This window comes from Kitasatospora sp. NPDC048540 (assembly GCF_040651175.1).
GTDB lineage: Bacteria > Actinomycetota > Actinomycetes > Streptomycetales > Streptomycetaceae > Kitasatospora.
Genome location: NZ_JBEZIR010000016.1, coordinates 51,505 through 74,945, shown reverse-complemented (window position 1 = coordinate 74,945; position 23,441 = coordinate 51,505). Strand labels below are relative to the sequence as shown.

Genomic DNA, 23,441 nt, shown 5'->3' with positions numbered 1-23,441 from the left:
CTCAATGCGATCCAAGTCCGGTGGCGATGACGCCCGTTCACCTTGCGCGCCGGTTCACAAGGCCCGTCCGGTCAGTCCCACTCCAGACCGCCGCGGCGCCACACGTAGGCGTACGCGACGAAGACGGTGGCGATGAAGAGCAGCATCTCGACCAGCCCGAAGATCCCCAGGGCGTCGAAGCTGACCGCCCACGGGTAGAGGAAGACGATCTCGATGTCGAAGACGATGAAGAGCATCGCCGTCAGGTAGTACTTGATCGGGAACCGACCGCCGCCCACGGGCTGCGGGGTCGGCTCGATGCCGCACTCGTACGCCTCCAGCTTGGCCCGGTTGTAGCGCTTGGGGCCGGTCAGTGAGGCCATCGTGACGGAGCCGACCGCGAACGCCGCCGCGATGGCACCGAGTACGAGGATCGGCGCGTAGGCATTCATAAGCCCCCGCTCCCTCCGTCCAGTCGTCCTTGACTGCAGATCGGAACCGCGGGATCACCGCAGGTGAACCCGTGATCCACTTACTGAGATCCAACTCATGTGAGGCAGTTCACAAAGCCTGGATCGAGCGCATCCTATGCCTGTCGGCTTGTGATCTGCGACACGCAGTTCCAGACGATCTTTGTGATCTACGACACCTCGCAAACGACCACCAAGGCGATCAAGTCGCAATCAATCAACGCAGCGGAGGCATATGGGCACAATCAGTCGCATTCAACGGTGAACCGACAGGTCAGAGGCTTCCGCCTATATCAATCATGAGCCGCCCGAGGCAAATTTCAGCCACCCCAGGTTGACGTGTTATAGGCCCTCACCCGCGAGAGTGGCCGACCCGGTGCACCCGCTTGACCCTTTGTTCACAAGGGCACGAGAGGCCGCCGCGCGGCCGCGCACGACACCGGCGGCGCACCGCGGCCACACTGGGAACAGGACCCGCCCCGCGGGCCCGGCGAGAGGAGCGGGCCATGCCCCTTCCCCGGTACGGCGTCGCGATCGGCACCTTCCACGACTTCGGACGCGACCCCCGGCACGAGTACGGCGAGTGGTACCACGGCCACCTGGTCATGGGCGTCCCCACCGGGCTGTGGGAGGCGGCCCTGGACGTCGACTCGCCGAGCGGGGTCGGGGTGGCGTACCGCCTGGTCCCCGGCCTCGACGGGACGGTCCTCGGGGCGCTGCGGGCGCTGCCCGACGGCTTCCACCCGCTCTCCCCCGACCCCGGCTCGGGTGCGCTCGACTACCAGCGCAGCCCGTTCCTCCAGGACCCGCCCTGGCTGCCGCCGCTGCGGCTGCTGGTCCGGCGGGCGGCGGAGTTCCTGCTCCACCCGCCGCCCGGCGCCCCGGTCTGCGGCCCCAACCTGGCCGACCGGCTGGCCGCGCTCCTCGCCCACCTGCGCCGGGACATCCACCCGTGGGTCGCCAGCGACGGGGACAACGCGCTCGACGTGCTGGAGCCGCGACTGCGCTCGGCGAGCCGGCTGTACGTCTTCGGGCAGAGCTTCGCGGACGGCCCGGGCGTGCACGACGTGCACCTCAACCAGGGTGACCCGGTGGGCAGTCAGTGGTGGGACACGGACGGCGCCTGGCAGGACGGCGCGGTGCTCTGCGAGCGCGCGGACGGGCGGCTGACGGCCTGGCAGATCCGGTTCAACACCCAGCGGCTGCCGACCGACGACCAGGGCCACCCGCGCTGAGCGCCGGGGTGCAGGAGTAGCCGCAGCGGGAGCGGGCATTGATGACACGGCCATGCCATTAACGCCCGTTCACCGACCGGAGGTCACCCCCACATGAGGCGCAAGCACTGGGCCCTGCTCCTGGCCGCCATCGTCGTCCCGCTCACCCTGTCGACCACCGCCCACGCCGCCGGGCCCGCGCCGGCCGCACCGGCGGCGGACTGCACCTACACACCGACCCCGCCGGCCGACAACTTCAAGGGGATCCCGGTCTTCGACGCGGTCAAGGCCGCCAAGCCGTTCAAGGCGACGCTGAGGACCAAGCAGGGCGACATCACCTTCAAGGCGCTCACCGACAAGGCCCCGTGCACCACCTTCTCGTTCCGGTTCCTCGCCGAGCACGACTACTTCGACAAGAGCCACTGCCACCGCCTCACCACCCAGCGGATCTTCGTGCTGCAGTGCGGCGACCCGACCGGCACCGGCAGCGGCGGTCCCGGTTACTCCTTCCCCGACGAGAACCTGACCGGCGCCACCTACCCGGCCGGCACCGTGGCGATGGCCAACGCCGGGCCGAACACCAACGGCAGCCAGTTCTTCTTCGTCTGGAAGGACACCAAGCTCTCCCCCGCCTACACCCCCTTCGGGCAGGTCACCGGCGGCCTGGACGTGCTGCAGAGGATCGCGGCCGCCGGTGAGGACGACCAGAACGGCCCCGGCGACGGTTACCCGGCGCTGAGGACCGACATCCGCAACGTCAAGATCTCCAAGGGCTGACCGGCCGCGGCCGTCCCGTACGGTGGGGGCCCACCCCTCGCCGTACGGGAGCCGCCGCATGGACCGCAGCACCACCTGGGAGAGCGTCGACCGGCTGGTCGCCTGGCTGGACCGGGAGAGCGCCGCGCCACCGGACGACCGGCGGCTGCTACGGATCCTCAAGGTCACGGAGGAGGTAGGCGAGGTCGGGCAGGCCGTCATCGGCGCCACCGGCCAGAACCCGCGCAAGGGGGTCACCCACGGCTGGGAGGACGTCCAGGACGAGCTCTGCGACGTGGTCCTGTCGGCGCTGGTCGCCCTGCGCACCCTCACCCCGGACGCCCGCGAGGTCTTCGAGCGGCGGCTGGCGCACGTCCGGCAGCGCTCGCTCGGCACCCTGGCGACCGAGCGGCTGGAACTGGTCCCGCTGCGCGAGGAGCACGCCGAGGAGATGGCCCTGGTGCTCGCCGACCCGGCCCTGTACGCCTTCACCGGCGGCGGGCCCGAGACCGCCGACGGCCTGCGGGCCCGCTACCGCCGGCAGGCCGCGGGCTCGCCCGAGCCCGGGGTGAGCTGGCTGAACTGGGCCGTGCGGCTGTGCGCGGAGGACCGCCTGGTCGGATACGTCCAGGCCACCGTCACCGGCGGCACCGCCGAACTGGCCTGGGTGGTCGGCACCCCGTGGCAGGGCCGGGGCATCGCCGCCGAGGCCGCCCGGGCGGTCGCGATCGAGCTGACGGCGGGGGCGGCCGACACCCTGGTCGCCCACATCCACCCCGACCACCACGCCTCCGCCAAGGTGGCCGCCGCACTCGGCCTCACCCCCACCGACCGGTGGTACGACGGCGAACGCCGCTGGCAGTCCTGAGCCCCGGCCGCCCGGCCGGCGGCTACTGCGCGCCGAGCGCCATCCACTTCCCCGGTGTGGCCAGCGGCTCGAACCCGACCTTTGCGTACACCTCGTGGGCATCCGCGGTGGCCAGCAGGACCCGGCGCAGGCCGTCCCCGGCCAGCTCGTCGCGGACGGCGGCGGCCAGCGCCGTGCCCAGCCCCTTGCCGCGGGCGGCCGGGGCAATGTACACGTCGCAGAGCCAGCCGAAGGTGGCCCGGTCGGTGACCACCCGGGCGTAGCCGAGCTGCGCGCCCGAAACCCGGTCGTACACCCCGAAGTTGAGCGAGCCGGCGATGGCCCGGTCCTGCTTCTCGCGGCTGCGGCCGAGCGCCCAGTAGGCGTCCTCGGACAGCCAGCGGTGGACCAGGGCCGCGTCCAGGCGCGCCGGGTCGGTGGAGATCTCGTAGCCCTCGGGCAGTTCGGTGGTCATGCCCCGGATCCAAGCAGTCCGGCGGGTCCGGCGGCCACCGGGATGTCCGGCGGCCGCTGGCCCGGTCCGGGATCAGGCGTTGGGGGCCACCTTGGTCAGGCCGTTGATCAGGCGGTCCATCGCGTCGCCGCCCTGCGGGTCGGTCAGGTTGGCCAGCAGCTTGAGCGTGAACTTCATCAGCAGCGGGTGGGTCAGGCCGCGTTCGGTGGCGATCTTCATCACCTTGGGGCTGCCGAGCAGCTTCACGAAGGCGCGGCCGAGCGTGTAGTAGCCGCCGTAGACCTCCTTGAGCACCTTCGGGTAGCTGTGCAGCACCCGCTCGCGGCCGGCCTCGGTGATCCGGGCCGAGGCCTGCACGATGACCCCGGCGGCGATCTGGCCGGACTCCATCGCGTAGGCGATGCCCTCGCCGTTGAACGGGTTCACCATGCCGCCGGCGTCGCCGACCAGCAGCAGGCCGCGGGTGTAGTGCGGCTGCCGGTTGAAGGCCATCGGCAGCGCGGCGCCGCGGATCTTCTCGGTCATGTTCTCCGGCGTGTAGCCCCACTCCTCGGGCATGCCGGAGCACCAGGTGGTGAGCACCTCGGGCCAGTTGAGGTTGCCGAAGGCGGGCGAGGAGTTGAGGATGCCGAGGCCGACGTTGGAGGTGCCGTCGCCCATGCCGAAGATCCAGCCGTAGCCGGGCAGCAGCTCGTCCTTCTTGCGCGGGTCGCGCAGCTCCAGCCAGGACTCCAGGTAGTCGTCGTCGTGGCGGGGCGAGGTGAAGTACGTCCGGTAGGCGACGCCCATCGGACGGTCCTCCATCCGGTGCAGGCCCATCGCGACCGACAGCCGGGTGGAGTTGCCGTCGGCGGCCACCACCAGCGGGGCCTTGAAGACCACCGCGCGCTTCTCCTCGCCCACCTTGGCGGTGACACCGGTGATCCGGCCGGTGCGCTCGTCCAGCACCGGGCCGGTGACGTTGCACCGCTCGTACAGCCGGGCCCCGGCCTTCTGCGCCTGACGGGCCAGCAGCTCGTCGAAGTCCGCGCGCTTGCGGACCAGGCCGTAGTCGGGGAAGGCGGCCAGCTCGGGCCAGTCCAGCTCCAGCCGGACACCGCCGCCGATGATCCGCAGGCCCTTGTTGTGCAGCCAGCCGTTCTCGGTGGAGACGTCGATGCCCATGTCCACCAACTGCTTGGTGGCGCGCGGGGTCAGGCCGTCGCCGCAGACCTTCTCCCGCGGGAACTCGGTCTTCTCCAGCAGCAGCACGTCCAGCCCGGCCTGGGCCAGGTAGTACGCCGTGGTGGAGCCCGCCGGGCCGGCACCGACCACGATGACGTCCGCGGTGCTCTCCACGGGACTCGCCGGCTTCGTCAGATCGGCTGCGGTGTCGGTGGTCACGGCTGGCACTCTCCTGGACACGACGGTGGGGGCCCGGGGCGGACCCCGAGCAGTTTATGGCGTGGTACGGCGCTCAGGCCTTGAAGCCCCGGTGCAGGGCGACGATGCCGCCGGTCAGGTTGCGCCAGGCGACCCTGGACCAGCCGGCCTGCTGCAACTTGACCGACAGCGCGGGCTGGTCGGGCCAGGAGCGGATCGACTCGGCCAGGTAGACGTAGGCGTCCGGGTTGCTGCTGACCGCGGTCGCCACCGGGGGCAGTGCGCGCATCAGGTACTCGGTGTAGACCGTGCGCAGCGGGGTCCAGGTCGGGGTGGAGAACTCGCAGATCACCAGCCGGCCACCGGGCTTGGTGACCCGGTACAGCTCGCGCAGGGCGGCGTCGGTGTCCTGGACGTTGCGCAGGGCGAAGGAGATGGTGACGGCGTCGAAGACCCCGTCGGCGAAGGGCAGCCGGGTGGCGTCGCCCGCGGTCAGCGCCAGTTCGGGGTGGCGGCGCTTGCCCTCGGCCAGCATGCCGAGCGAGAAGTCGCACGGGACCACCTCGGCGCCGGCCTCGGCGAAGGGCAGCGAGGAGGTGCCGGTGCCGGCCCCCAGGTCGAGGACCCGCTGGCCGGGCCCGGCCCCGACGGCGTCGGCCACGGCGCGGCGCCAGAGGCGGGTCTGGCCGAGGGAGAGGACGTCGTTGGTGCGGTCGTACTTCGCCGCGACGTCGTCGAACATCGCGGCGACTTCGTGCGGCTGCTTGTCCAGGGAGGCTCGGGTCACGCCCCCCATTGTTCACCTTGGCACCGGCGCCCCGGGCGACGGGGTGCGGTCCGGCACGGCGCACGGCGTCGCCGTGCGCCCCCGCGGGCCCCGGTACGCCCGTGGCGCCGGTACCCGCCGGGCACGAACCTCCGCCGCCGCGGGAGGCCGCCGACCGGCCGGGGCGTGCTCAGCGCACGGCGCGCCGGCCGCCCTTGCGGCGGCGGCGGGAGCGCTTGCCGTGGGTGATCGCGGGCATCCCCTCGCCGAGGGCCTCGGCGGCCAGCGCGACGGTGGTGCGGACCCGGCCGTTGCGCTGCTCCCGTACCGGGTTGGCCCGGCGGTGGCGCCAGATCCGGGCCACGCACAGCGCGCAGAGCATCAGCGCGACCGGCACGCTGGTCTGCGCGAGGCCGACGCCCACCGGCTGCGGGTAGCGGTTGCCGCAGACCCGGACGGCGCCGGGGTCGTCCGCGGCGTGCTCCAGGCAGATCGGCGCGCCCAGCACGGCGTTCTCGGGCAGCCACAGGTCGGTGGCGGTCAGCTGGCGCCCGTCTGCCTGGTACCGGACCTGGCTGTAGGTGCCGCTGCCGCCGGGCAGCTGGGTGATGGTGCCCTCGACCCGGACCGGCTTGGCCGCGATCCGGTCCGCCTGGTCGGCCTGGCGCCAGCCGAGCAGGCACAGTCCGAGCGCGAGCACCGCGCTGAGCACGGCGACCAGGTACCAGCCGCGGCCCAGCCGGGGCCGGACCGAGGGCCCGAGGGGCCCGTTCGGTCGGGGGGCGGTCGCGGATTGCATGGTTCCCTGTCCTGGCTGCCGTCACCTGAGTGGCTGTCCGGGATCGTAACCGCTGGCGGGGCCTCAGGTCACGGCGGGCGCTGATCATCCGATATGAGGATCGCCACGCCCGGGGCGGTTTCCGGCCGCCCCGAGATGGGAAACTCACGCCGCGTCACCGCCGCCGGTACACCAGCCGTCCGCCCAGCACGGTCGCCAGGCAGCAGCCCGCGCCGAGCCGGGCCAGCTCCTCGACCGACTCCGCCTCGAACAGCGCGAAGTCCGCCGCCCCACCGACTGTCAGTGCACGGTGCACCAGTTCGCCGGGAGCTCCGGCGGCCAGCGGGTCCAGCCCGCCCGGGGCGCCGTCGCCGGGCAGCGCGGTGAGTCCGGAGCGGGTCACCGCGGTACGGACGGCGGGCAGTTCGAACGGCCCGGCCACCGCCGTGGTCCCGTACGCCAGCATCCGCTGCAGCCCGCGCCGGGCGCTGCCGCCGCGGCGATCCGCGGCGACCTCGGTGAGCAGCGGCTCGCTGCCCAGCTCCTCGCGCGGGTCCGGGTGGTACGCGCGTTCCAGCAGCCAGTGCCCGTACGGGTTGCGCAGGCCCGGCAGCAGCAGGCCGCCCCACTCCCGGACCCGGGCACCGCCACCGGCCAGCTCCCGGTACGGCCCGAACGCGGCCACCACGGCGCCGTCGACCAGCACCGCCCCGTCGGGGATCGACGGGGCGGCGGGGTCGGCCGGGTCGGGCGCCAGGAGGGCGGCCCGATGGAGGGTCAGCATCAGCTGGTGGAGAGGATCTTCAGCTCGGGGTGGGCGGTGCCGCCGTCCAGCGCGGTGGACGCGATGTGGGAGGCCACCCGCGGGTCGACCGGGTCGTTCGCCGGGTCGTCCAGCACCCGCAGGTGCTGGTAGGTGGTGGAACGCTGGGCCGGGGTGCGGTCGGCCGCCCGGATCAGGTGGATCAGCTCGGTCAGGTTGGAGCGGTGCTTGGCGCCCGCCATCGAGACCACGTTCTCCTCCAGCATGACCGAGCCCAGGTCGTCCGCACCGTAGTGCAGCGACAGCTGGCCCGCCTCCTTGCCGGTGGTCAGCCAGGAGCCCTGGATGTGGGCCACGTTGTCGAGGAACAGGCGGGCGATGGCGATCATCCGCAGGTACTCGAAGACGGTGGCCTGGGTCCGGCCCTTGAGGTGGTTGTTCTGCGGCTGGTAGGTGTACGGGATGAAAGCCCGGAAGCCGCCCGTGCGGTCCTGCACGTCGCGGATCATCCGCAGGTGCTCGATCCGCTCGGCGTTGGTCTCGCCGGTGCCCATCAGCATGGTGGAGGTGGACTCCACGCCCAGGCCGTGCGCGGTCTCCATGATCTCCAGCCAGCGCTCGCCGGACTCCTTGAGCGGGGCGATCGCCTTGCGCGGCCGCTCGGGCAGCAGTTCGGCGCCGGCCCCGGCGAAGGAGTCCAGGCCCGCCTTGTTGATCCGGGTGATGGCCTCCTCGATGGAGACCTCGGAGATCCGGGCCATGTGCTCGACCTCGGACGCGCCGAGGGAGTGGATCACCAGCTGCGGGAAGTCGGCCTTGATCGCGGCGAACGCCGTCTCGTAGTACTCCACGCCGTAGTCCGGGTGGTGGCCGCCCTGGAACATGATCTGGGTGCCGCCCAGCTCGACCGTCTCCGCGCAGCGGCGCAGGATCTCGTCGAGGTCGCGGGACCAGCCCTTGTCGCTCTTGGGCGCCACGTAGAAGGCGCAGAACTTGCACGCCGTCACGCAGACGTTGGTGTAGTTGATGTTGCGCTCGATGATGTACGTCGCGATGTGCTCGGTGCCCGCGTAGCGGTGGCGGCGCACGGCGTCCGCGGCGGAGCCGAGCGCGTGCAGCGGCGCGGAGCGGTAGAGCTCCAGCGCCTCCTCGGGCGTGATCCGGCCACCGGCGGCCGCGCGGTCCAGGACAGCCTGCAGGTCGGCGGCGGCGGGGGCGCCCCCGGCCGAGGGCAGGGGGAGGGTCTGCTCGGACACCTGGCGGGCCTTCTTTCTGTCCATCCATCGGGTCGCCTCAGCCGGGAACGGAAGCCCGGCCGACATGACCGAACCAGCCTACGCCAGCCCTCTCCGGCCCCTGCCGAGCCCTCGCCCGGTGGGGCGGACGCGCCGGAGCGAGGGCTCCGGGGCGCCGCCCGGACGGGCTCCGGTCAGCCCTGCTTCGTCAGGTCCCCGGCCGGGTCCGAGCCGAGCGGCGCCTCGCTGACCTGGAGGTGCAGGGTGCGCGGGTCCGTGAGGGTGTACGTCTGCTTCTCCGGCGTTCCGGTGCAGCCCGCGTCGGCGCCCGGCGCCGGACGCTCCTGCAGGACGACGCGGTCGGCGGCCACCGAGAGCAGCGTCAGCTCACCCCGGCAGACCGTGCTGCTCAGCCGGGACGCGTTGCTGGTGCGCCCGACCTTCTCGCCGACCCGGCCGGCCGACAGCTCGACCTGGAAGTCGCTGGCCAGCGGGACGATCTGGGTGGTGATGGCGCCCTTCCAGGTCCCCACGTACCCGGCGGGCAGCGCGTCGCCGCCGGCCGCGGCGCCCGGCGTGCCCGAGGCCGGCGGGGCGGCGGGCGGCGAGGCGGACGGCGAGGGCGCCGGGGTGGCGCCCGTGTCCGGGGCGGCGCCCGGGCCGGGGGCGGAGTTCGTGGCGCCGGCGCCCTGGCCGCCGGTGCCGCTGCCCTGCCAGGGTTGCAGCACCACCAGCGACACGCCGAGCGTGGCCACCACGGCGGCGGCCACCAGCCACCGGAGGTCCGGGCGGCGTCCCGCCGGGGTGGTCGGCGGTGGTGTCCGTGGTGGTGTCTGTGGTGCCACTGGTACCTGCGGTGCGGGAGGTTGCCGGAGGTCCCGGTCCGACGGTCCGTCGACCTCGGTGCGGCTGTGCCCGGCGGCGGTCGCGGCGCCGCTCCCGCGGGCCGCCCCGTCGGCCGGGCCCGTGCAGCCGTCCCCCTCCCCCTCCAGGTCCAGCAGTTCGACCGCGCTGCGGGCGACCGCCGCCGACAGGGCCGGCGGGAGCCAGCCGTTCTCGCTCGGGCCGGGTGCCATGGCGGCCAGCCGCTCCCGCAGGTCGGCCGGGACCGGCCGGTCCTCGGGGCGCTTGGCCAGGCACTCCTCGACGATCTCGCGCAGCCCGGCCGGGACCCCGCGAAGGTCGGGCTCCTCGTGCAGGACCCGGTACAGCAGCACGGCCGCGCTGACGCCCTCGCCGAACGGCGGGACCCCGGTGGCCGCGTAGGCCAGCACCGCCCCCAGCGCGAACACGTCCCCCGCCGGACCCGGCCGGCCGCCGGCGGCCTGCTCGGGCGACATGAAGCCCGGCGAGCCGACCATGAACCCGGAGCGGGTGAGCTCGGTGGCCCCGTCCAGCGCGCGGGCGATGCCGAAGTCGATCAGGCGGGGGCCGTCCAGGGCGAGCAGCACGTTGGAGGGTTTGACGTCCCGGTGCACCAGCCCGAGGCCGTGCACATGGGCCAGTGCCCCGGCGAGTTCCGCCCCGAGGGCGTGGACGGCGGGGACGGGCAGCGGTCCGTGGCGGCGGACGGCGGCGCCGAGCGCCGGACCCGCGACGTAGCCGGTGGCGACCCAGGGCTGCGGCCCCTCGGTGTCGGCGTCCAGCACCGGGGCCGTCCGGGCGCCGCCCACCAGGCGGGCCGCCGAGACCTCCTGACGGAACCGGGCCCGGAACTCGGGATCGTCCGCGAGTTCACCGCGCACCACCTTGACCGCGACCGTCCGGCCGCCAGCGGTGCGGCCCAGGTAGACCCGGCCCATGCCGCCGGCCCCGAGCCGGCGCAGCAGCCGGTACTCGCCGATCTGTCGTGGATCGTCCGCCCCCAGCGGCTCCATGGCCCGCCCGTCCCCTCGTGTCCGGCCCCGCCCACCGCGCGCGGCTGCCCAGACAGTACCGCCGCGGGGTGCCGGCGGGGTGCCGTGCCGGGCGGCCGGTCGCGCGGGGCGGGGCGGCTGCCGGGTGGCGTCGGCGTCGGTCAGCCGACCGGGGCCGGCTCCAGCAGGGTGACCGTGACGTCGGGGGCGAAGCCGCTGTCCGGCGCGATCCGGCGGGCGAACTCGGCGATCCCCGCCAACTGCCGCTCACCCAGCGAGAAGTCCAGTGCCTCGCTGAAGTACCGCTCCAGCAGCGGCGCGTCGAACGACTCCCAGCGGGCCGCCTGCTCGGCCACCAGGGCGGCCTCGGCCAGCGAGAGGTCGCGCGACTCCAGGAAGGCCCGGTGCACGGCGGCCACCATCGCCGGGTTGCGCTCGGCGTAGTCGCGGCGGGCGGCCCAGACCGCGAAAACGAACGGCAGGCCGGTCCACTCCTTCCACATCGCCCCGAGGTCGTGCACGGCCAGCCCCTGACGGGGTGCCTGCTCCAGCGAGGCCCGCAGTGCCGGATCGCCGATCAGCACGGCGGCGTCCGCGTCGGCCAGCATCACGTCCAGGTCGGGCGGGCAGCCGAAGTACTCCGGCCGTACCCCTTCGCGCTCCTCCAGCAGCAGCCGGGCGAGCCGTACCGAGGTCCGGCTGGTGGAGCCGAGGGCGACCCGGCGGCCGTCCAGCTGGTTCAGCGGCAGCTTGCTGACGATCACGCAGGACATCACCGGTCCGTCGCTGCCGACCGCGATGTCCGGCAGCACCACCAGCCGGTCGGCGTTGCGCAGGTACTCCACACAGGTGATCGGCCCGATGTCGAGCGAGCCGTCCACCAGCCGGTCGCTGAGCTTCTCCGGGGTGTCCTTGCTGAGGTCCAGATCGAGCAGGTTTCCGGTCCGTGCCAGGCCCCAGTAGAGGGGCACGCAGTTGAGGAACTGAATGTGTCCGACCCGTGGCCTTACTGCCGCCGGGCCGCCTGAGTCCGTACCGGTCACCAGATGCTCCCTCTGCTGTTCGTGCGCTCCTGGCAGCGTATGCCTGCCTTACGGAAGGCCCCGCACCCGGTGGCCGACACACCGTGCACGGCTTTCGGAGACCCCTGGTCGGGGCAGCCCCCTCGTGCTACGGTTCCACTCAGTTGCAGTTTGATTCCCCTTGCAGTACTTGGAGCCTGCGGAGCATGTAACCGCAGGCTTTTTGTAATTTTTCACCAGCATCAATTGAGCACTGATTGAGCACTGTGCGAAAAAACTCCGGACCCACTCCGGAGGCGGGGCGATCAGCGCAGCGGACCGGGTGCCACAAGGTGTGGTGCCCGCTACGTCCCTCGCAAGGAGAACGGTATGGCGACCGGAACCGTCAAGTGGTTCAACGCCGAGAAGGGCTTCGGCTTCATCGCCCAGGAGGGCGGCGGCCCCGACGTCTTCGTCCACTACTCCGCCATCAACGCGAGCGGCTTCCGCTCGCTGGAGGAGAACCAGGCGGTCAGCTTCGACGTCACCCAGGGTCCGAAGGGCCCGCAGGCGGAGAACGTCACCCCTGTCTGATCCATCCTCTGATGATCTGATCGCTCGGGGCCCCGTGTGGGTCCACCGGCAGCCCTGACCGGCCGCCAGCAAGAGCATGACGAGCAGTACCAAGGGGGCCCGCCCCGGTCCGGTTCATCCGGACGCGGCGGGCCCCCTGCCTTTGTGCAGCCGGGCCTACGGGCTTGCGGGCTAGCGGTGGATTCCGGCCATCGTGGGCCGACCGGGTCCAGGTCCTCGCCCTCGGCGTCTGCGGTGGCGTCAGCGTCCGCAGAATCGCTGCCGGGTGTGGGGAGGACGTCGGTCCGGGCGCCCTCGGCGGAGAGCCGCAGGCGCCAGGAGCAGCCTTCGGTGGCGTCGTGGCGGCTGTCCGTCACCGTGATCCACCGGTCGGGCGGCGATTTCTCGCCGCGCCCGGCGCCACAAGTACCGAGGCACCGAAGGGAAGCATCCCGCACGGCGGGCCGGGACTCACCGCCGACGCCCGACCGCCTCCGCCCGTCAACAGGTGGGGCAGCCGGGAACAGGCGGGATCACCGGAAGGGCGGGATCTCCGCGGAGCCAGTCGGTGAGCCACTGGGCCAACGTGAGGTTCTGCGGGGCGAGCCAGTGGTGGTCGCAGGCGTTCTCGTCGGCGCCCCACATGCTGCCCTGCGGGCTGCTGAGGTCGATGCACCACCAGATGACACCGCCGAGGGTCACCAACGGCAGCACGTGGCGCGGATAGTACTGCTGTTCCGCAGAAGGCTGGGAGGTCCACTCCCGGTAGAGGTGCAGCAGGGACGATTCGTTGCTGAACCTCCGCTTCGACGCGGTGAGCGACACCACCCCGCTCTCCACGCGGCGGTACCCGGGGCCGCCACCGCCGCCGGGGCCGAAGCCGCCGTTGGCGGCCTCGCAGTAGATCCTCCGCAGCAGCGGCGCCATCGGGAACCCGGTGAGCGCCTCGAACGCGTCCGCCGCCTCCGCAGGCGCAGGGGGTGGCAGGCGGTCGGCCCGGGCGATTTCGCGGATCTCGGCGACGATCTCGTCGTCGGTCCAGGCAGGAGCGGTCACCCGGGAACCGTAGCGGCACGGTGGGCGGGGCGTCCGACCCGGGCAGGGCGAGGGCCGTCGGTCGAGCGACGGTTCGAGCCCTTCCCCCGGCCGGGGGAAGGGCTCGAACGGGGTGCGGGTCGGATCAGGCGGCGACCGGCTCGGCGGCCGGCTGCGCCGGGACGACGGCCGGGCGGTTCTCCGTCAGGAGGTCACCGGTCGGGTTGTTGTAGGCGTCGCGGTCGAGGATGCCCTCACGGGCGGCCACGATCAGCGGCGTCACCACCTGTCCGGCCACGTTGGTGGCGGTGCGGACCATGTCGAGGATCGGCTCGACGGCGAACAGCAGGCCCACGCCCTCCAGCGGGAGGCCCAGGGTGCTGAGGGTGAGCGTCAGCATCACGGTGGCACCGGTCAGGCCCGCCGTGGCGGCGGATCCGATGACCGAGACGAAGGCGATCAGGAGGTAGTCGCCGACGCCGAGGTGGACGCCGTAGAACTGGGCGACGAAGATCGCGGCCAGCGCGGGGTAGACGGCTGCGCAGCCGTCCATCTTGGTGGTGGCGCCGAACGGCACGGCGAAGCTGGCGTACTCGCTCGGGACGCCGAGGCGCTCGGTCACCCGGCGGGTGACGGGGAGCGTGCCGACCGAGGAGCGCGAGACGAAGGCGAGCTGGACGGCGGGCCAGGCGCCCTTGAAGAAGTTGAGCGGGTTGAGACCGCCGGCGAAGCGCAGCAGCAGCGAGTAGACGACGAACAGCACCAGCGCGCACCCGGCGTAGACGTCGACGGCGAGCACGCTCAGCGGCTGCAGGACGTCCTGGCCGTACTTGGCGACGGACTTGCCGATCAGGCCGAGGGTGCCGAGCGGGGCGAGCCGGATGACCCACCAGAGCGCGGTCTGGATCAGCTCCAGCAGCGACTCGCTCAGCTTGAGCACCGGGTCGGCCTTGGGCCCGATCTTCAGCACCGCAGCGCCGGCCACGACAGCCAGGAAGACGATCTGAAGGACGTTCACCTCGGTGAAGGCCTCGACGATGTTGCTCGGGAAGATACCGGTGATGAAGTCGACCCAGCTGCCGGTGTGCTTCGGGGCGGCGGCCTTGAGGCCGTTGTGGTCGACCTTGCCCGGGTCGGTGAGCAGACCGATGCCGAGGCCGATCGCGACGGCGATCAGCGAGGTGGCCAGGAACCAGAGCAGCGTGCGGACGGCCAGCCGGGCGGCGTTGGTGACGTTCCGCAGGTTGGCGACGCTGACCAGGATCGCGGTGAAGACCAGCGGCGGGACGGCGAGGGTGAGCAGCTGGACGAAGGTCCGGCCGATCGTCTCGAGGGTGGTGGCCAGCCAGGACACGTCGCCTGCACGGGCGATCCAGCCGAGCAGGGCGCCGAGGACGAGGCCGCTGACGATCTGGACCCAGAACGGGGTCTTTCGGACCTTCGCCAGGAACGAGGGCGGCGTGGACCCGGTGCGTGCCGGGGATCCGGCCGGTGCCGTGGACGCGGTGGGCGCGGTGGACATGGGGATGCGACTCCGGAGAACGGGAGGACAGACAGGGGGGTGGGGCGCGCGGGGGCGATGGCGGCACGGCGGAGGGCAGCCGGCGGGGCCGGGCCTCAGACGGGGCGTGCCGCCTCGGTACAGCGCAGGGCGCGACAGGTGCGCGGGCTGTCCACAGCACCGGACAGGCGCGGGCAGCAGGGTGCGAGCGGGGTGCTCGTCCCGTACTGGAGTGCGGCGCCTGGGGTGGTCATGGCCGGAAGATTAGCAATAAACCTTTGAGATGTTCAAAGTACAGGTTTGAGTTACGTCGACGAACGACCCGCGAGGGGTCGGGCGGGGCGGGCGAGCGGGCCCGGGACCACCTCGGTTGACCAGAGATAGTTATACGTATAACTTAGTGACTGACCCCAGCGCCCCCGCCTGCCCAGGAGACCGAACGCCATGGGCTATCTCGCCCTGCTCCGCGCCCCGCACGTCACTCGACTCCTGCTGGGCACCCTGCTCGGGCGGCTGCCCGCCGGGATGACCGCGCTGGTGATCGCCCTCGCGCTGCGCGAGGCCGGCGCGCCGTACAGCAGGATCGGGCTGGCCACCGCCGCGTACGCCATCGCCGCCGCCGTCGGCGGCCCGGTGCTCGGCCGGATCGTGGACCGCACCGGCCAGCCCCGGGTACTGATCGCCTCCGCGCTGGTCGCCGGACTGGGGTATGCGCTGCTGGCGCTCGAACCCGGTTCGCCGTCCGCCGCCCTGGCCGGCGCCGCACTCGCCGGGCTGGCGATGCCGCCGCTCGAACCGTGCCTGCGCTCCCTGTGGCCCGCCGTGGTCGAGGAGGAGCAACTGGACACCGCGTACGCCTTCGACTCCGCCTCGCAGCAGGTCCTCTACGTGGCCGGCCCGCTGGCCGTGGCCGGACTGGCCGCCGCCTTCGGCCCGTCCACAGCCCTGTGGACGGCCGCGGCGCTCGGGCTGCTCGGTTCACTGGTGGTCGCCACCACCGCGCCCGCCCGCGCCTGGCAGGCGCCGCCGCGCGAGTCCTCGGCCGGCCTGCTCGGGCCGCTGCGCTCCCCCGGCCTGGTCCTGCTGCTGGTCGGACTGGCCGGCGCCGGCTGGACGGTCGGCGCCCAGAACGTGCTGTTCATCGCGTACGCCGAGAACCACCCCGGCGGCCTGCCGGGCGGCGCGGGCAGCCTGCTGGCACTGGCGGCCCTCGGCGGTCTGGTCGGCGCCCTGGTCTACGGCGCGCTGCCGTGGCGGATCAGCACCGCCACCCGCACCTGGACGATCGCGCTCGCGATGGCCGCCAGCTACCTGCCGCTGCTCCTGCTCCCCGGTCCGGCCGCCATGGCCGGTCTGGCGCTGCTGTCCGGGATCTCCCTGGCGCCACTGCTGGCGGCGGCGTTCGTCTTGGTCGCCGAACTGGCGCCGACCGGCACGGTGACCGAGGCGTTCGCCTGGCTGGTCACCCTCTTCGCGACGGGCAACGCGGCCGGCTACGCCGTCTCCGGGCTGCTCGCCTCCGACTCCCTGCCCGCCGTCGCGCTCTGCGCGGTGGGTGGGATCGGGCTGGGCGGCGCGCTGCTGTTCGGCTGCCGGCGGCGACTGGAGACCCGGCCGTCGGCGGGGACTGGGGAAGGGGCGCGGGACGCGGGCGGCAGCGCGGGCGGCGCCGTGGCGGCGGCTCAGGAGGAGCGCGTGGCCGCGAAGGCGTGAGGGGATCGCGGGGGCGGCTGACAGATGACGATATCTGTCAGCCGCCCTCTGTCCATTGTCGATCGACCGCGCGACAGTCGGCCCACCCAGCACATGCGGGTCGCCATGGGGTCGGCAACGGGGGCGGTGCACATCCGGCGAACATCTTCGCGCTGACAGAATCCGTCAACTGTCATCCGTCATCCCGAGAACGTCAGCGCACAGCCGCCGCACCGGTCGAGCTGCGCACCACCAAGCTGGTCGCCAGAGCCGGGACGGCGGCCACCGGTTCCCCCCGGAGCAGCGCCGCCAGCGCGGTGACCCCGGCCCGGCCGAGTTCCTCGCCGGGGAGGTCGACGGTGGTGAGGGGCGGCGCCAGCAGCTCGGCCACCGGGATGTTGTCGAGTCCGACCACGGAGACGTCGGCGGGGATCCGCAGCCCGAGTTCGGCCGCGGCCTGGTAGAGCCCGGAGGCGACCACGTCGTCGTCGCAGACCACGGCGCGCGGCCGGTCCGGCCCGCCGAGCAGCCGGTGCGCGGCCTCGAAGGCGGCCTGGCGTCCTTCGTTCAGGCTGACGCCCGCCTCGACCACCTCCAGTCCGCGGGTGGCCTGTTCGAACGCGGCCTGCCGGACCCGGAAGGTGTACGCGGAGTGGGTGGACCTCAGATGCCCGATCCGCCGGTGGCCGAGTGCCACCAGGTGCTCGACCGCGCCGCGCATGCCGCCGGCGACGTCGAGTTCGACGGTCGGCCGGCCGTGGTTGGCGGCCGGATCGGCGTCCAGGAACACGGCGGGGGTGTCCGGCGGGAGCTCGCCGAGCTGGCTGTCGTCCGGGGAGCAGACCAGCAGGCCGTCGAAGCGGCTGGTGGCGGCGGCGTCCGCGAGGGTGGCGCTGGCCCAGCCGCTGCTGACCACGACGGCCAGCCCGTGCTTGCCCGCCTCCTCGTGCACCCCGGTCAGGACCCGTCCGAAGAAGGGGCCGAGCAGGTTGGGCACCGCCAGCAGGATCATGCCGCTGCGGCCGAGCCGCAGTTGCCGGCCGGCCGCCTGAGGGCGGTAGCCGAGGCTGCGGGCCGCCTCGCGGATCCGTTCCCGGGTGGCTTCGGACACCCGGTGCCCGGCGTCCGAACCCGAGAACACCAGCGACACGGTGGCCTGGGAGACGCCCGCCAGCCGGGCCACGTCACGGCCGGTCGGCCGCTTCGGAGGGGTGGGGGCGGCAGCCGGACCGCCCGCGGACTGCGGCACCGGGGATCAGTTCTGTACGGCTGCCGCGGCGGCGGCGCGGGCGGCGTCGTCGGCCGCGTCCTCCTCCGCGTTCTGCGCCGCGGTGCGCGAGCGGATCGTCTCGACCTTCTCGCTGATCTGCGCCGACATCGCGTCCCGCTGCTTGCTCAGCACCACGTAGCTGATCGGCGCGGACACCAGTCCGGCGAGCAGCACCAGGAAGACCGCACCCGCGTCACCGGCCACCGGGATCACACCGAAGTGGCCCAGCAGCAGGAAGATCAGCAGGCAGCCGAGGAAGATGCTGACCCGCAGGGACGTGTAGCGGAGCGTGGCGTGCGTCTTGCTGCTCACGGAAGGAGGTCCTCACTGCAGGGGTACGGCGGGCGGAGCTGGCCCACAGGGCACGGCTCCCAGTGAAGCATGCCGACCGACCGCAGCGGCAGACAGGCTCGTCACCGCCCTCGGACCGCCGCCGGTACCGGGCCCGCAACGCCTCCCACGCCCCGCGCCACCCCCGTTCCCCCGCGCCCGCGGTGGCAGCCCGGTCGGCGACGCCACGCCCCCCGGTCGGCGGGCGGACGCAGCGACGAGGACGGGTACCGCGAGTACAAGTGCGACGAGTACGACGAGTACGACCGTCCCCGCTAGCCTGCCGCGGTGGAGATCTCGCGGGGCGTCGAAGAGTGCGACGGGGTCTGGGCCGCACTCGCCGAGGGCCCACGGCCCTCCGGGAACCTCGCCCGGGCGTGGCTGGACGGCCTGGGCTTCAACCGTGCCGCCCCCGCCGCGGTACTGATCGGGCTCTTCGGTGCCGGAAGGGCGGGGTTCCTGCTCCGCGACGACCTGCCGCCCGGTGTCCTGGACGCGGCGGTCGCCCATCCCGCCAGGCGCGTCTGGGGGGCGGCCGCCGACAGCGGGAGACTCACTTCCCTCCAGTGGGACCGGCTGCTCGCCGCCACCGCGGGACTGCCGGTCCACGGCCTGGTCGCGGAGTTGGCCGCGGAGCACGCCGGGCGACAGCGCTCCGGCGCGAACCCACCCGTCCGCAGGGGCGTGGAGCGGGCTCCGCACGCCGGAGCCCGGCCGCCCGAAACACCGGCCGAGATCGCCGCGATGGCCGGCACCGTCCCCGAGATCACCGCCGACCACCGGAGCGTCGCCCTGTGGTGGGTCGCCGCGCTCCACGACGACCCCGCGGCAATGCGGCAGCTGGCCTCGTCCCCGAACCTGTGGATCCGCCGCAGTGTGGCCCGCGCGACGCGGCTCCCCGCGGACGTCGTGGAACTCCTCGCCGCCGACCAGGACCGCGCCGTACGGCTGTTCCTCGCCGAGTCCTGCGACGACGCCCCGGCGCACCTGCTCCTCGACGTCTGGAGCTGGTGGTCGGGCAGCTTCTCCTTCCCGGGCCGGCCCCGCAACCATCCGAACTTCCCGCGCGGCGGACTGCTGCGTCTCGCGGACAGCCCGCATCCGCGGCTGCGCCTCCTCGCGCTCGACGACCCCGCCTCGACGGGTGCCCTGGTCGAGCGGCTCGGCCACGACCCCGACGCCGAGGTGCGCCGCCACGCGGCCGGTGATGAACGGCTCTCGCCCGGTTCCGCGGCGAGGCTGACCGGCGACGCCGATCCGGCGGTCCGCCGGCAGGCCCGGCAGCATCCGGCCCTGCCGGCGGACGTCCTGGTGGGGTCACTGCTCGATGACCATGCTGCCGGGGACGCCGCCAGGAATCCCGCGATCCCGGTGGCCGTCATGCACCGCATGATCGAACTGGCCTCGCCGGGCGCCTGAAACCCCGCCCCGAAGCCCGGGCCCGAGCGCCCGGGCACCCGACCGCCCGAGCGCCCCGGCTACGCCGCCGGCGCGGGCCGCCGGGCGAGGCCGAGGCAGCAAAGCACCGCGACCGCGCACAGGCCGCCCGCCGCGTACCAGGCCAGGTCGTAGTCGCCGAAGTGGTCCCGGGCGAGGCCCGCGAGTGAGGCGACCGCGGCGGCGCCGATCTGGTGGGCCGCCAGTACCCAGCCGAACACCACCGGGGCGTCCGCGCCGAAGTGGCGGCGGCAGAGCGCGATGGTCGGCGGGACGGTGGCGACCCAGTCCAGGCCGTAGAAGATCACGAACGCCAGGATCGGCGGGCGCAGCGAATCGGCGAACAGCTGCGGCAGCAGGAGCAGCGAGACGCCGCGCAGCGCGTAGTAGGTGATCAGCAGGGCGCGGGAGTCGAAGCGGTCGGTGAACCAGCCGCTGGCGACGGTACCGGCCACGTCGAAGACGCCGACCAGGGCGAGCAGGCTCGCGCCGGTGGTGACGGGCATGCCGTGGTCGTGTGCGGCGGGGATGAAGTGGGTGCCGACCAGGCCCGCGGTGGTGGCGCCGCAGATCGCGAACGAACCGGCCAGCAGCCAGAACGCCCGGGTGCGGGCGGCCTCCCGGAGCACCCGCAGCGAGCGGGCCAGCGCGCTGCCGGTGACGGCCGGCGGGGCGGGCGGCTCGGTGGCGCCCAGTGGCAGCAGGCCGAGGTCGGCGGGCCGTTCGCGCATCAGCAGCAGGACCGGTACGGCGACGGCGGTGGCCGCCAGCGAGACCACGACCACGGCGGTGCGCCAGCCGTGGTGGGTGACCAGGGCGGCCAGGACCGGCATGAAGACCAGGTTCCCGGCCGCTCCGGCGGCGGTGAGGACGCCGGTGACCAGGCCTTGGTGGGCCTGGAACCAGCGGCCGGTGATGGTGGTGGCGAAGGCGCCGGCCATCGAGCCGCTGCCGAGGCCCACCAGCACGCCCCAGCAGAGCACCAGTTGCCACGGCTGGGTCATCAGCACGGTGAGCCCCGAGCCGGTGGCGATCAGCAGCAGCGCGCAGACCGTGACCAGCCGCACGCCGAAGCGGTCCATCAGCGCGGCGGCGAACGGCGCGGTCAGCCCGTACAGGGTGAGGTTGACCGAGACCGCGCTGGAGACGGTGGCGTGCGACCAGCCGAACTCGCTGTTCAGCGCGTCCATCATCAGGCCGGGGGTGGAGCGGAAGCCGGCCGCGCCGACGAGGACGACCAGCGCGACGCCCGCCACCACCCAGGCGTAGTGCAGGCGGGGTGGGCGGGGGGTCCGTCCGGCATCGGGGGCGGGGAGGGTGGGGTCGGTCCGCGGTGGGGTGTTCAGCGGTGGGGTGTTCAGGTCGGTCACGGACCGAGTGTCCGGGCCGGGGGCGGGTACGGACGAGGGGCCTGACTGCCACCTTTCGTCAGGATCGGGCCACCGCCCGGCGCAGGCCGCGGATCGGCGGGCTGAGCAGCAGGGCCGCGACCACCAGCAGGGCGACCACACCGCCCGCCGCCAGCACCTGGCGTTCGCCGAAGGCGTCGGCGGCGGGGCCGGCCAGGGCGGCGCCGAGCGGGACCATGCAGACCGAGCCGGCCACCTCGTAGGCGTGGATCCGGTTCAGCACCTCGCCCGGCACCTGGGTCTGGACGCTGGTCGCCCACATGACGCCCCAGAAGGTGACGCCGGCGCCGGTGAGCAGCTGGGCGGCGGCGAGCAGGGGGACCGGGAGGTCCAGTGCGAGGGCGAACTGGTACGCGGGGAAGGCGATCAGGGCGAGCGCGCCGCCGGTCAGCGGCCGGGCCGGCTTGACCCGGATGGCGACCACCCCGCCCAGCACGGTGCCCACCCCGAACGCGCAGCTGAGCAGGCCGTAGACGGTCGAGCCGTGCTGCGGCACCACCACACCGGCGGCCACCGGCAGCATCGGTCCGAAGGAGAGCACGCTGAAGAAGAGCCAGATCACGATCACGCCCCACATCCAGCTGCGGGATCTGAACTCGTGCCAGCCGACGACCAGGTTGCGCCACAGGCTGTCGCCGGCGGGCGGGGCGGGCACCGCGCCGAGCCGCAGCGCGAGCAGGCACAGCGCGCTGACGCCGTACGTGGCGGCGGCGATGACCATCACCCAGCCCGTGGCGGCGGCGCCGACCAGGACGCCCGCGAGGGCCGGGCCGAGCAGCGCGGTGACGGCCTCGGAGATCCGCAGCACGCCGTTGGCGCCCTGGACGTCGCGGGCGACCAGCGGAACGGTGGAGGCCGCGCCGGGCTGGAACATCGCGGCGGCCGTACCGGCCAGCGCGAGCAGCGCGTACAGCTGCCAGAGCTGGTCGATGCCACGGAAGAACAGCAGCGCGAGCAGGACCCGGGTGACCAGGTTGAGCAGGTCTGCGGCGATCATCAGCCGGCGGGCGGTGAACCGGTCGGCGAGGACCCCGCCGACCAGGACCAGGCCCGCGAAGGGTGCCATCAGGAAGGCCATCGCGTAGCCGACCGAGCCGAGCGGGTGGCCCGCGCCGAGCAGGCCGGCCGAGACGGCGACCGGGAGCATCGCGTCGCCGAGCAGGCCGGAGCTGCGGGCGGTGAAGTAGAGCCGGAAGCCGGCGGACCAGATGGCGGGGGCTGCGGCGGGGGCGGGGGCTGCGGCGGGCGTGGGGGCCGGTGTGCGGGCGTGCTGCAGTTCGGGTGCGGTCACAGGAGAGAGTTTTGGTGTAGACCACTGCGAATTCCAGTGGTTTTGGGGTCACGATGCGGCAGCGGTCTGCGGCCGGATTCCCGCGCCGGCCCGGACGGCGGGCCGCCACGCGCGCCCCGAGCACGGCGCGGCGGCTCCGCCATCCGACCTGGCGCCCGAGCCCTGAAGCCGCGCGCCGGCCCTCTGCACTCGTCGAGGTGGTGGTCCCGGGCGGCAGGCAGCGGATGTCCCCCTGTGCCCCGCACCGGCCCGGAGTCGCCTCGACGTCCCCTCGCAACGGAGAGCTGCACCCAAGAGTGATCAGTCGGATACGTCACGTCAATGGGTTGTCCGAAATTCGGAATGGTTGCGGCGCATTTGGCATCGGGTGGCGCACGGCGGCGGACGAGCGGCCTCCGGACGCGCCCCAGGGGCGGACGGGGCGGACGGGACGTCAGAGGCGATGGCGGCCCGGCGCGCGGACGGCGCGACGGCGCACCACGCGGTGTGCGCGGACCGGCAGGAGCGGGGGCGAGGTCGGCAGGAGCCGGGGCGCGGGAGTGCGGACAGCGTGAGAACGGCGTGGGCGGGAGCCCGGAGCCGCGGGGGTACGGGAGCGCGGACCGCGCGTCAGAGCGCGTACGCCCGGGAGGCGGCGGCCGGGTCGGCGGCACGCAGCGGCGGGTGGGCTCCCGGCACCTGGTCCACCAACGGCTGCTCCACGGGCGTCTGGACGGCCGGCAGGTGCTCGGGGACCTTGGGGTCGATCTCGCACCAGACCCGCTTGCCGGAGCCGTCCGGGTACCAGCCCCAGCGGTCGCAGAGCAGCTCGACCAGCTCCAGTCCGCGCCCGTTGGTGGCGTCGCCGCCCGCGTGCCGGGGTGCCGGGGCGACCACGCTGGCGTCGGCCACCTCCACCCGGACCGGCACGAGCGGGTCGCGGTCGCCGTCGGCGCCCGAGCCGATCGGACACGAGCGGCCGGGCAGCGGCATGGACAGCCGCAGCACCGCCGGACAGCCGGTGTGCACCACCGCGTTGGTGACCAGCTCGGAGACCACCAGCACCAGCGTCTCGGCGACCGGCGCATCCGGGTCGAGCCCGTGGCCCTTCAGCCGGGCCCGCACCCAGCGCCTGGCCCGGCCGACCTCCGACGGGTCCGCCTGCACCGCCAGCTGCACCTGAAATACCTGCACCGCTCCACCACCCGCACTCGGTATTCGGCCCGGTCGTCGGCCGTTCTCCCTGCTGCCCGGACCGGGCGGGGCCGAGGCCCTGGTCACGCCGGTCCGGCCGGCCGCGCACCCCGGGAATGCCTGCCGGGCTGCCCATGGCTTCGGCACGAATACGCCTCAGGATGATTCCGCAGCTCGCCCGCAGCAAGCGCTTCAGGCATATTCCAGCGATCGGGGGACGGCTCGGTG

At 73.5% G+C, this 23,441-nt stretch carries 22 protein-coding genes; 6 read left to right on the top strand and 16 right to left on the bottom strand.

Annotated elements, in window-relative coordinates; translation table 11 throughout:
• Positions 1 to 71 precede the first annotated feature (71 nt).
• Complete coding sequence (locus AB0D08_RS09585) at positions 72 to 431, bottom strand: NADH-quinone oxidoreductase subunit A (protein WP_033822576.1); 360 nt, start codon at positions 429 to 431, stop codon at positions 72 to 74.
• A 524-nt stretch (positions 432 to 955) separates the two neighbouring features.
• Here AB0D08_RS09585 and AB0D08_RS09580 point away from each other — a divergent pair.
• The 3 genes from AB0D08_RS09580 to AB0D08_RS09570 all read left to right on the top strand — a co-directional run bounded on the left by AB0D08_RS09580 (position 956) and on the right by AB0D08_RS09570 (position 3,287).
• Positions 956 to 1,684 (top strand): DUF2278 family protein, encoded by a 729-nt coding sequence (locus AB0D08_RS09580; RefSeq protein ID WP_359887313.1) that lies wholly within the window; start codon positions 956 to 958, stop codon positions 1,682 to 1,684.
• 93 nt (positions 1,685 to 1,777) lie between these two features.
• On the top strand, positions 1,778 to 2,440 hold the full coding sequence (locus AB0D08_RS09575) for a peptidylprolyl isomerase (protein WP_359887310.1): 663 nt from the start codon (positions 1,778 to 1,780) through the stop codon (positions 2,438 to 2,440).
• A gap of 343 nt (positions 2,441 to 2,783) precedes the next feature.
• The gene (locus AB0D08_RS09570) at positions 2,784 to 3,287 is read left to right on the top strand and encodes a GNAT family N-acetyltransferase (RefSeq protein ID WP_359887338.1); all 504 of its coding nucleotides are present in this window, start codon (positions 2,784 to 2,786) and stop codon (positions 3,285 to 3,287) included.
• A gap of 22 nt (positions 3,288 to 3,309) precedes the next feature.
• On the opposite strand, the gene AB0D08_RS09565 is transcribed toward AB0D08_RS09570, so the two are convergent.
• The 8 genes from AB0D08_RS09565 to AB0D08_RS09530 form a co-directional block, all read right to left on the bottom strand.
• On the bottom strand, positions 3,310 to 3,741 hold the full coding sequence (locus AB0D08_RS09565; RefSeq protein WP_033822579.1) for a GNAT family N-acetyltransferase: 432 nt from the start codon (positions 3,739 to 3,741) through the stop codon (positions 3,310 to 3,312).
• A 72-nt stretch (positions 3,742 to 3,813) separates the two neighbouring features.
• Entirely contained in the window at positions 3,814 to 5,100 is a 1,287-nt protein-coding gene (locus AB0D08_RS09560; protein ID WP_033822589.1) for a geranylgeranyl reductase family protein, read from the bottom strand.
• 97 nt (positions 5,101 to 5,197) lie between these two features.
• The gene (locus AB0D08_RS09555; RefSeq protein WP_033822590.1) at positions 5,198 to 5,890 is read right to left on the bottom strand and encodes a demethylmenaquinone methyltransferase; all 693 of its coding nucleotides are present in this window, start codon (positions 5,888 to 5,890) and stop codon (positions 5,198 to 5,200) included.
• Positions 5,891 to 6,059: 169 nt separating this feature from the next.
• Complete coding sequence (locus tag AB0D08_RS09550; protein ID WP_359887308.1) at positions 6,060 to 6,668, bottom strand: hypothetical protein; 609 nt, start codon at positions 6,666 to 6,668, stop codon at positions 6,060 to 6,062.
• A 154-nt stretch (positions 6,669 to 6,822) separates the two neighbouring features.
• Positions 6,823 to 7,431, bottom strand: coding sequence for a hypothetical protein (locus tag AB0D08_RS09545; RefSeq protein ID WP_033822581.1), 609 nt, complete (start codon positions 7,429 to 7,431; stop codon positions 6,823 to 6,825).
• Positions 7,431 to 8,690, bottom strand: coding sequence for a cyclic dehypoxanthinyl futalosine synthase (mqnC, locus tag AB0D08_RS09540; RefSeq protein ID WP_233289187.1), 1,260 nt, complete (start codon positions 8,688 to 8,690; stop codon positions 7,431 to 7,433). The genes AB0D08_RS09545 and mqnC overlap by 1 nt, the downstream gene beginning before the upstream one ends.
• A gap of 149 nt (positions 8,691 to 8,839) precedes the next feature.
• On the bottom strand, positions 8,840 to 10,522 hold the full coding sequence (locus AB0D08_RS09535; protein WP_359887306.1) for a serine/threonine-protein kinase: 1,683 nt from the start codon (positions 10,520 to 10,522) through the stop codon (positions 8,840 to 8,842).
• Between the two features lie 140 nt (positions 10,523 to 10,662).
• On the bottom strand, positions 10,663 to 11,544 hold the full coding sequence (locus AB0D08_RS09530) for a menaquinone biosynthesis protein (protein ID WP_051813874.1): 882 nt from the start codon (positions 11,542 to 11,544) through the stop codon (positions 10,663 to 10,665).
• A gap of 348 nt (positions 11,545 to 11,892) precedes the next feature.
• Here AB0D08_RS09530 and AB0D08_RS09525 point away from each other — a divergent pair, with 348 nt between their 5' ends.
• On the top strand, positions 11,893 to 12,096 hold the full coding sequence (locus AB0D08_RS09525; protein ID WP_003998944.1) for a cold-shock protein: 204 nt from the start codon (positions 11,893 to 11,895) through the stop codon (positions 12,094 to 12,096).
• Between the two features lie 480 nt (positions 12,097 to 12,576).
• Here AB0D08_RS09525 and AB0D08_RS09520 read toward each other — a convergent pair whose 3' ends face one another.
• Positions 12,577 to 13,131 (bottom strand): hypothetical protein, encoded by a 555-nt coding sequence (locus AB0D08_RS09520; RefSeq protein WP_359887303.1) that lies wholly within the window; start codon positions 13,129 to 13,131, stop codon positions 12,577 to 12,579.
• Between the two features lie 124 nt (positions 13,132 to 13,255).
• Complete coding sequence (locus AB0D08_RS09515; protein ID WP_359887301.1) at positions 13,256 to 14,632, bottom strand: dicarboxylate/amino acid:cation symporter; 1,377 nt, start codon at positions 14,630 to 14,632, stop codon at positions 13,256 to 13,258.
• A gap of 423 nt (positions 14,633 to 15,055) precedes the next feature.
• Between AB0D08_RS09515 and AB0D08_RS09510 the strand changes: the two genes are divergently transcribed.
• Positions 15,056 to 16,324 (top strand): MFS transporter, encoded by a 1,269-nt coding sequence (locus AB0D08_RS09510; protein WP_359887299.1) that lies wholly within the window; start codon positions 15,056 to 15,058, stop codon positions 16,322 to 16,324.
• A 193-nt stretch (positions 16,325 to 16,517) separates the two neighbouring features.
• Here AB0D08_RS09510 and AB0D08_RS09505 read toward each other — a convergent pair whose 3' ends face one another.
• Complete coding sequence (locus AB0D08_RS09505) at positions 16,518 to 17,552, bottom strand: LacI family DNA-binding transcriptional regulator (RefSeq protein ID WP_033823891.1); 1,035 nt, start codon at positions 17,550 to 17,552, stop codon at positions 16,518 to 16,520.
• A gap of 6 nt (positions 17,553 to 17,558) precedes the next feature.
• A complete protein-coding gene (locus AB0D08_RS09500) occupies positions 17,559 to 17,885 on the bottom strand; it encodes a DUF4229 domain-containing protein (RefSeq protein ID WP_033823890.1) in 327 nt (108 codons plus the stop codon).
• 306 nt (positions 17,886 to 18,191) lie between these two features.
• Here AB0D08_RS09500 and AB0D08_RS09495 point away from each other — a divergent pair, with 306 nt between their 5' ends.
• A complete protein-coding gene (locus AB0D08_RS09495) occupies positions 18,192 to 19,322 on the top strand; it encodes a hypothetical protein (RefSeq protein WP_359887296.1) in 1,131 nt (376 codons plus the stop codon).
• A 59-nt stretch (positions 19,323 to 19,381) separates the two neighbouring features.
• Here AB0D08_RS09495 and AB0D08_RS09490 read toward each other — a convergent pair whose 3' ends face one another.
• The 3 genes from AB0D08_RS09490 to AB0D08_RS09480 form a co-directional block, all read right to left on the bottom strand.
• Positions 19,382 to 20,599, bottom strand: coding sequence for an MFS transporter (locus AB0D08_RS09490; protein WP_359887336.1), 1,218 nt, complete (start codon positions 20,597 to 20,599; stop codon positions 19,382 to 19,384).
• A gap of 169 nt (positions 20,600 to 20,768) precedes the next feature.
• Positions 20,769 to 22,040: an MFS transporter gene (locus AB0D08_RS09485; protein WP_359887294.1), complete on the bottom strand. Its 1,272-nt coding sequence runs from the start codon at positions 22,038 to 22,040 to the stop codon at positions 20,769 to 20,771.
• Between the two features lie 609 nt (positions 22,041 to 22,649).
• On the bottom strand, positions 22,650 to 23,213 hold the full coding sequence (locus AB0D08_RS09480; RefSeq protein WP_051812944.1) for an ATP-binding protein: 564 nt from the start codon (positions 23,211 to 23,213) through the stop codon (positions 22,650 to 22,652).
• Positions 23,214 to 23,441 lie beyond the last annotated feature (228 nt).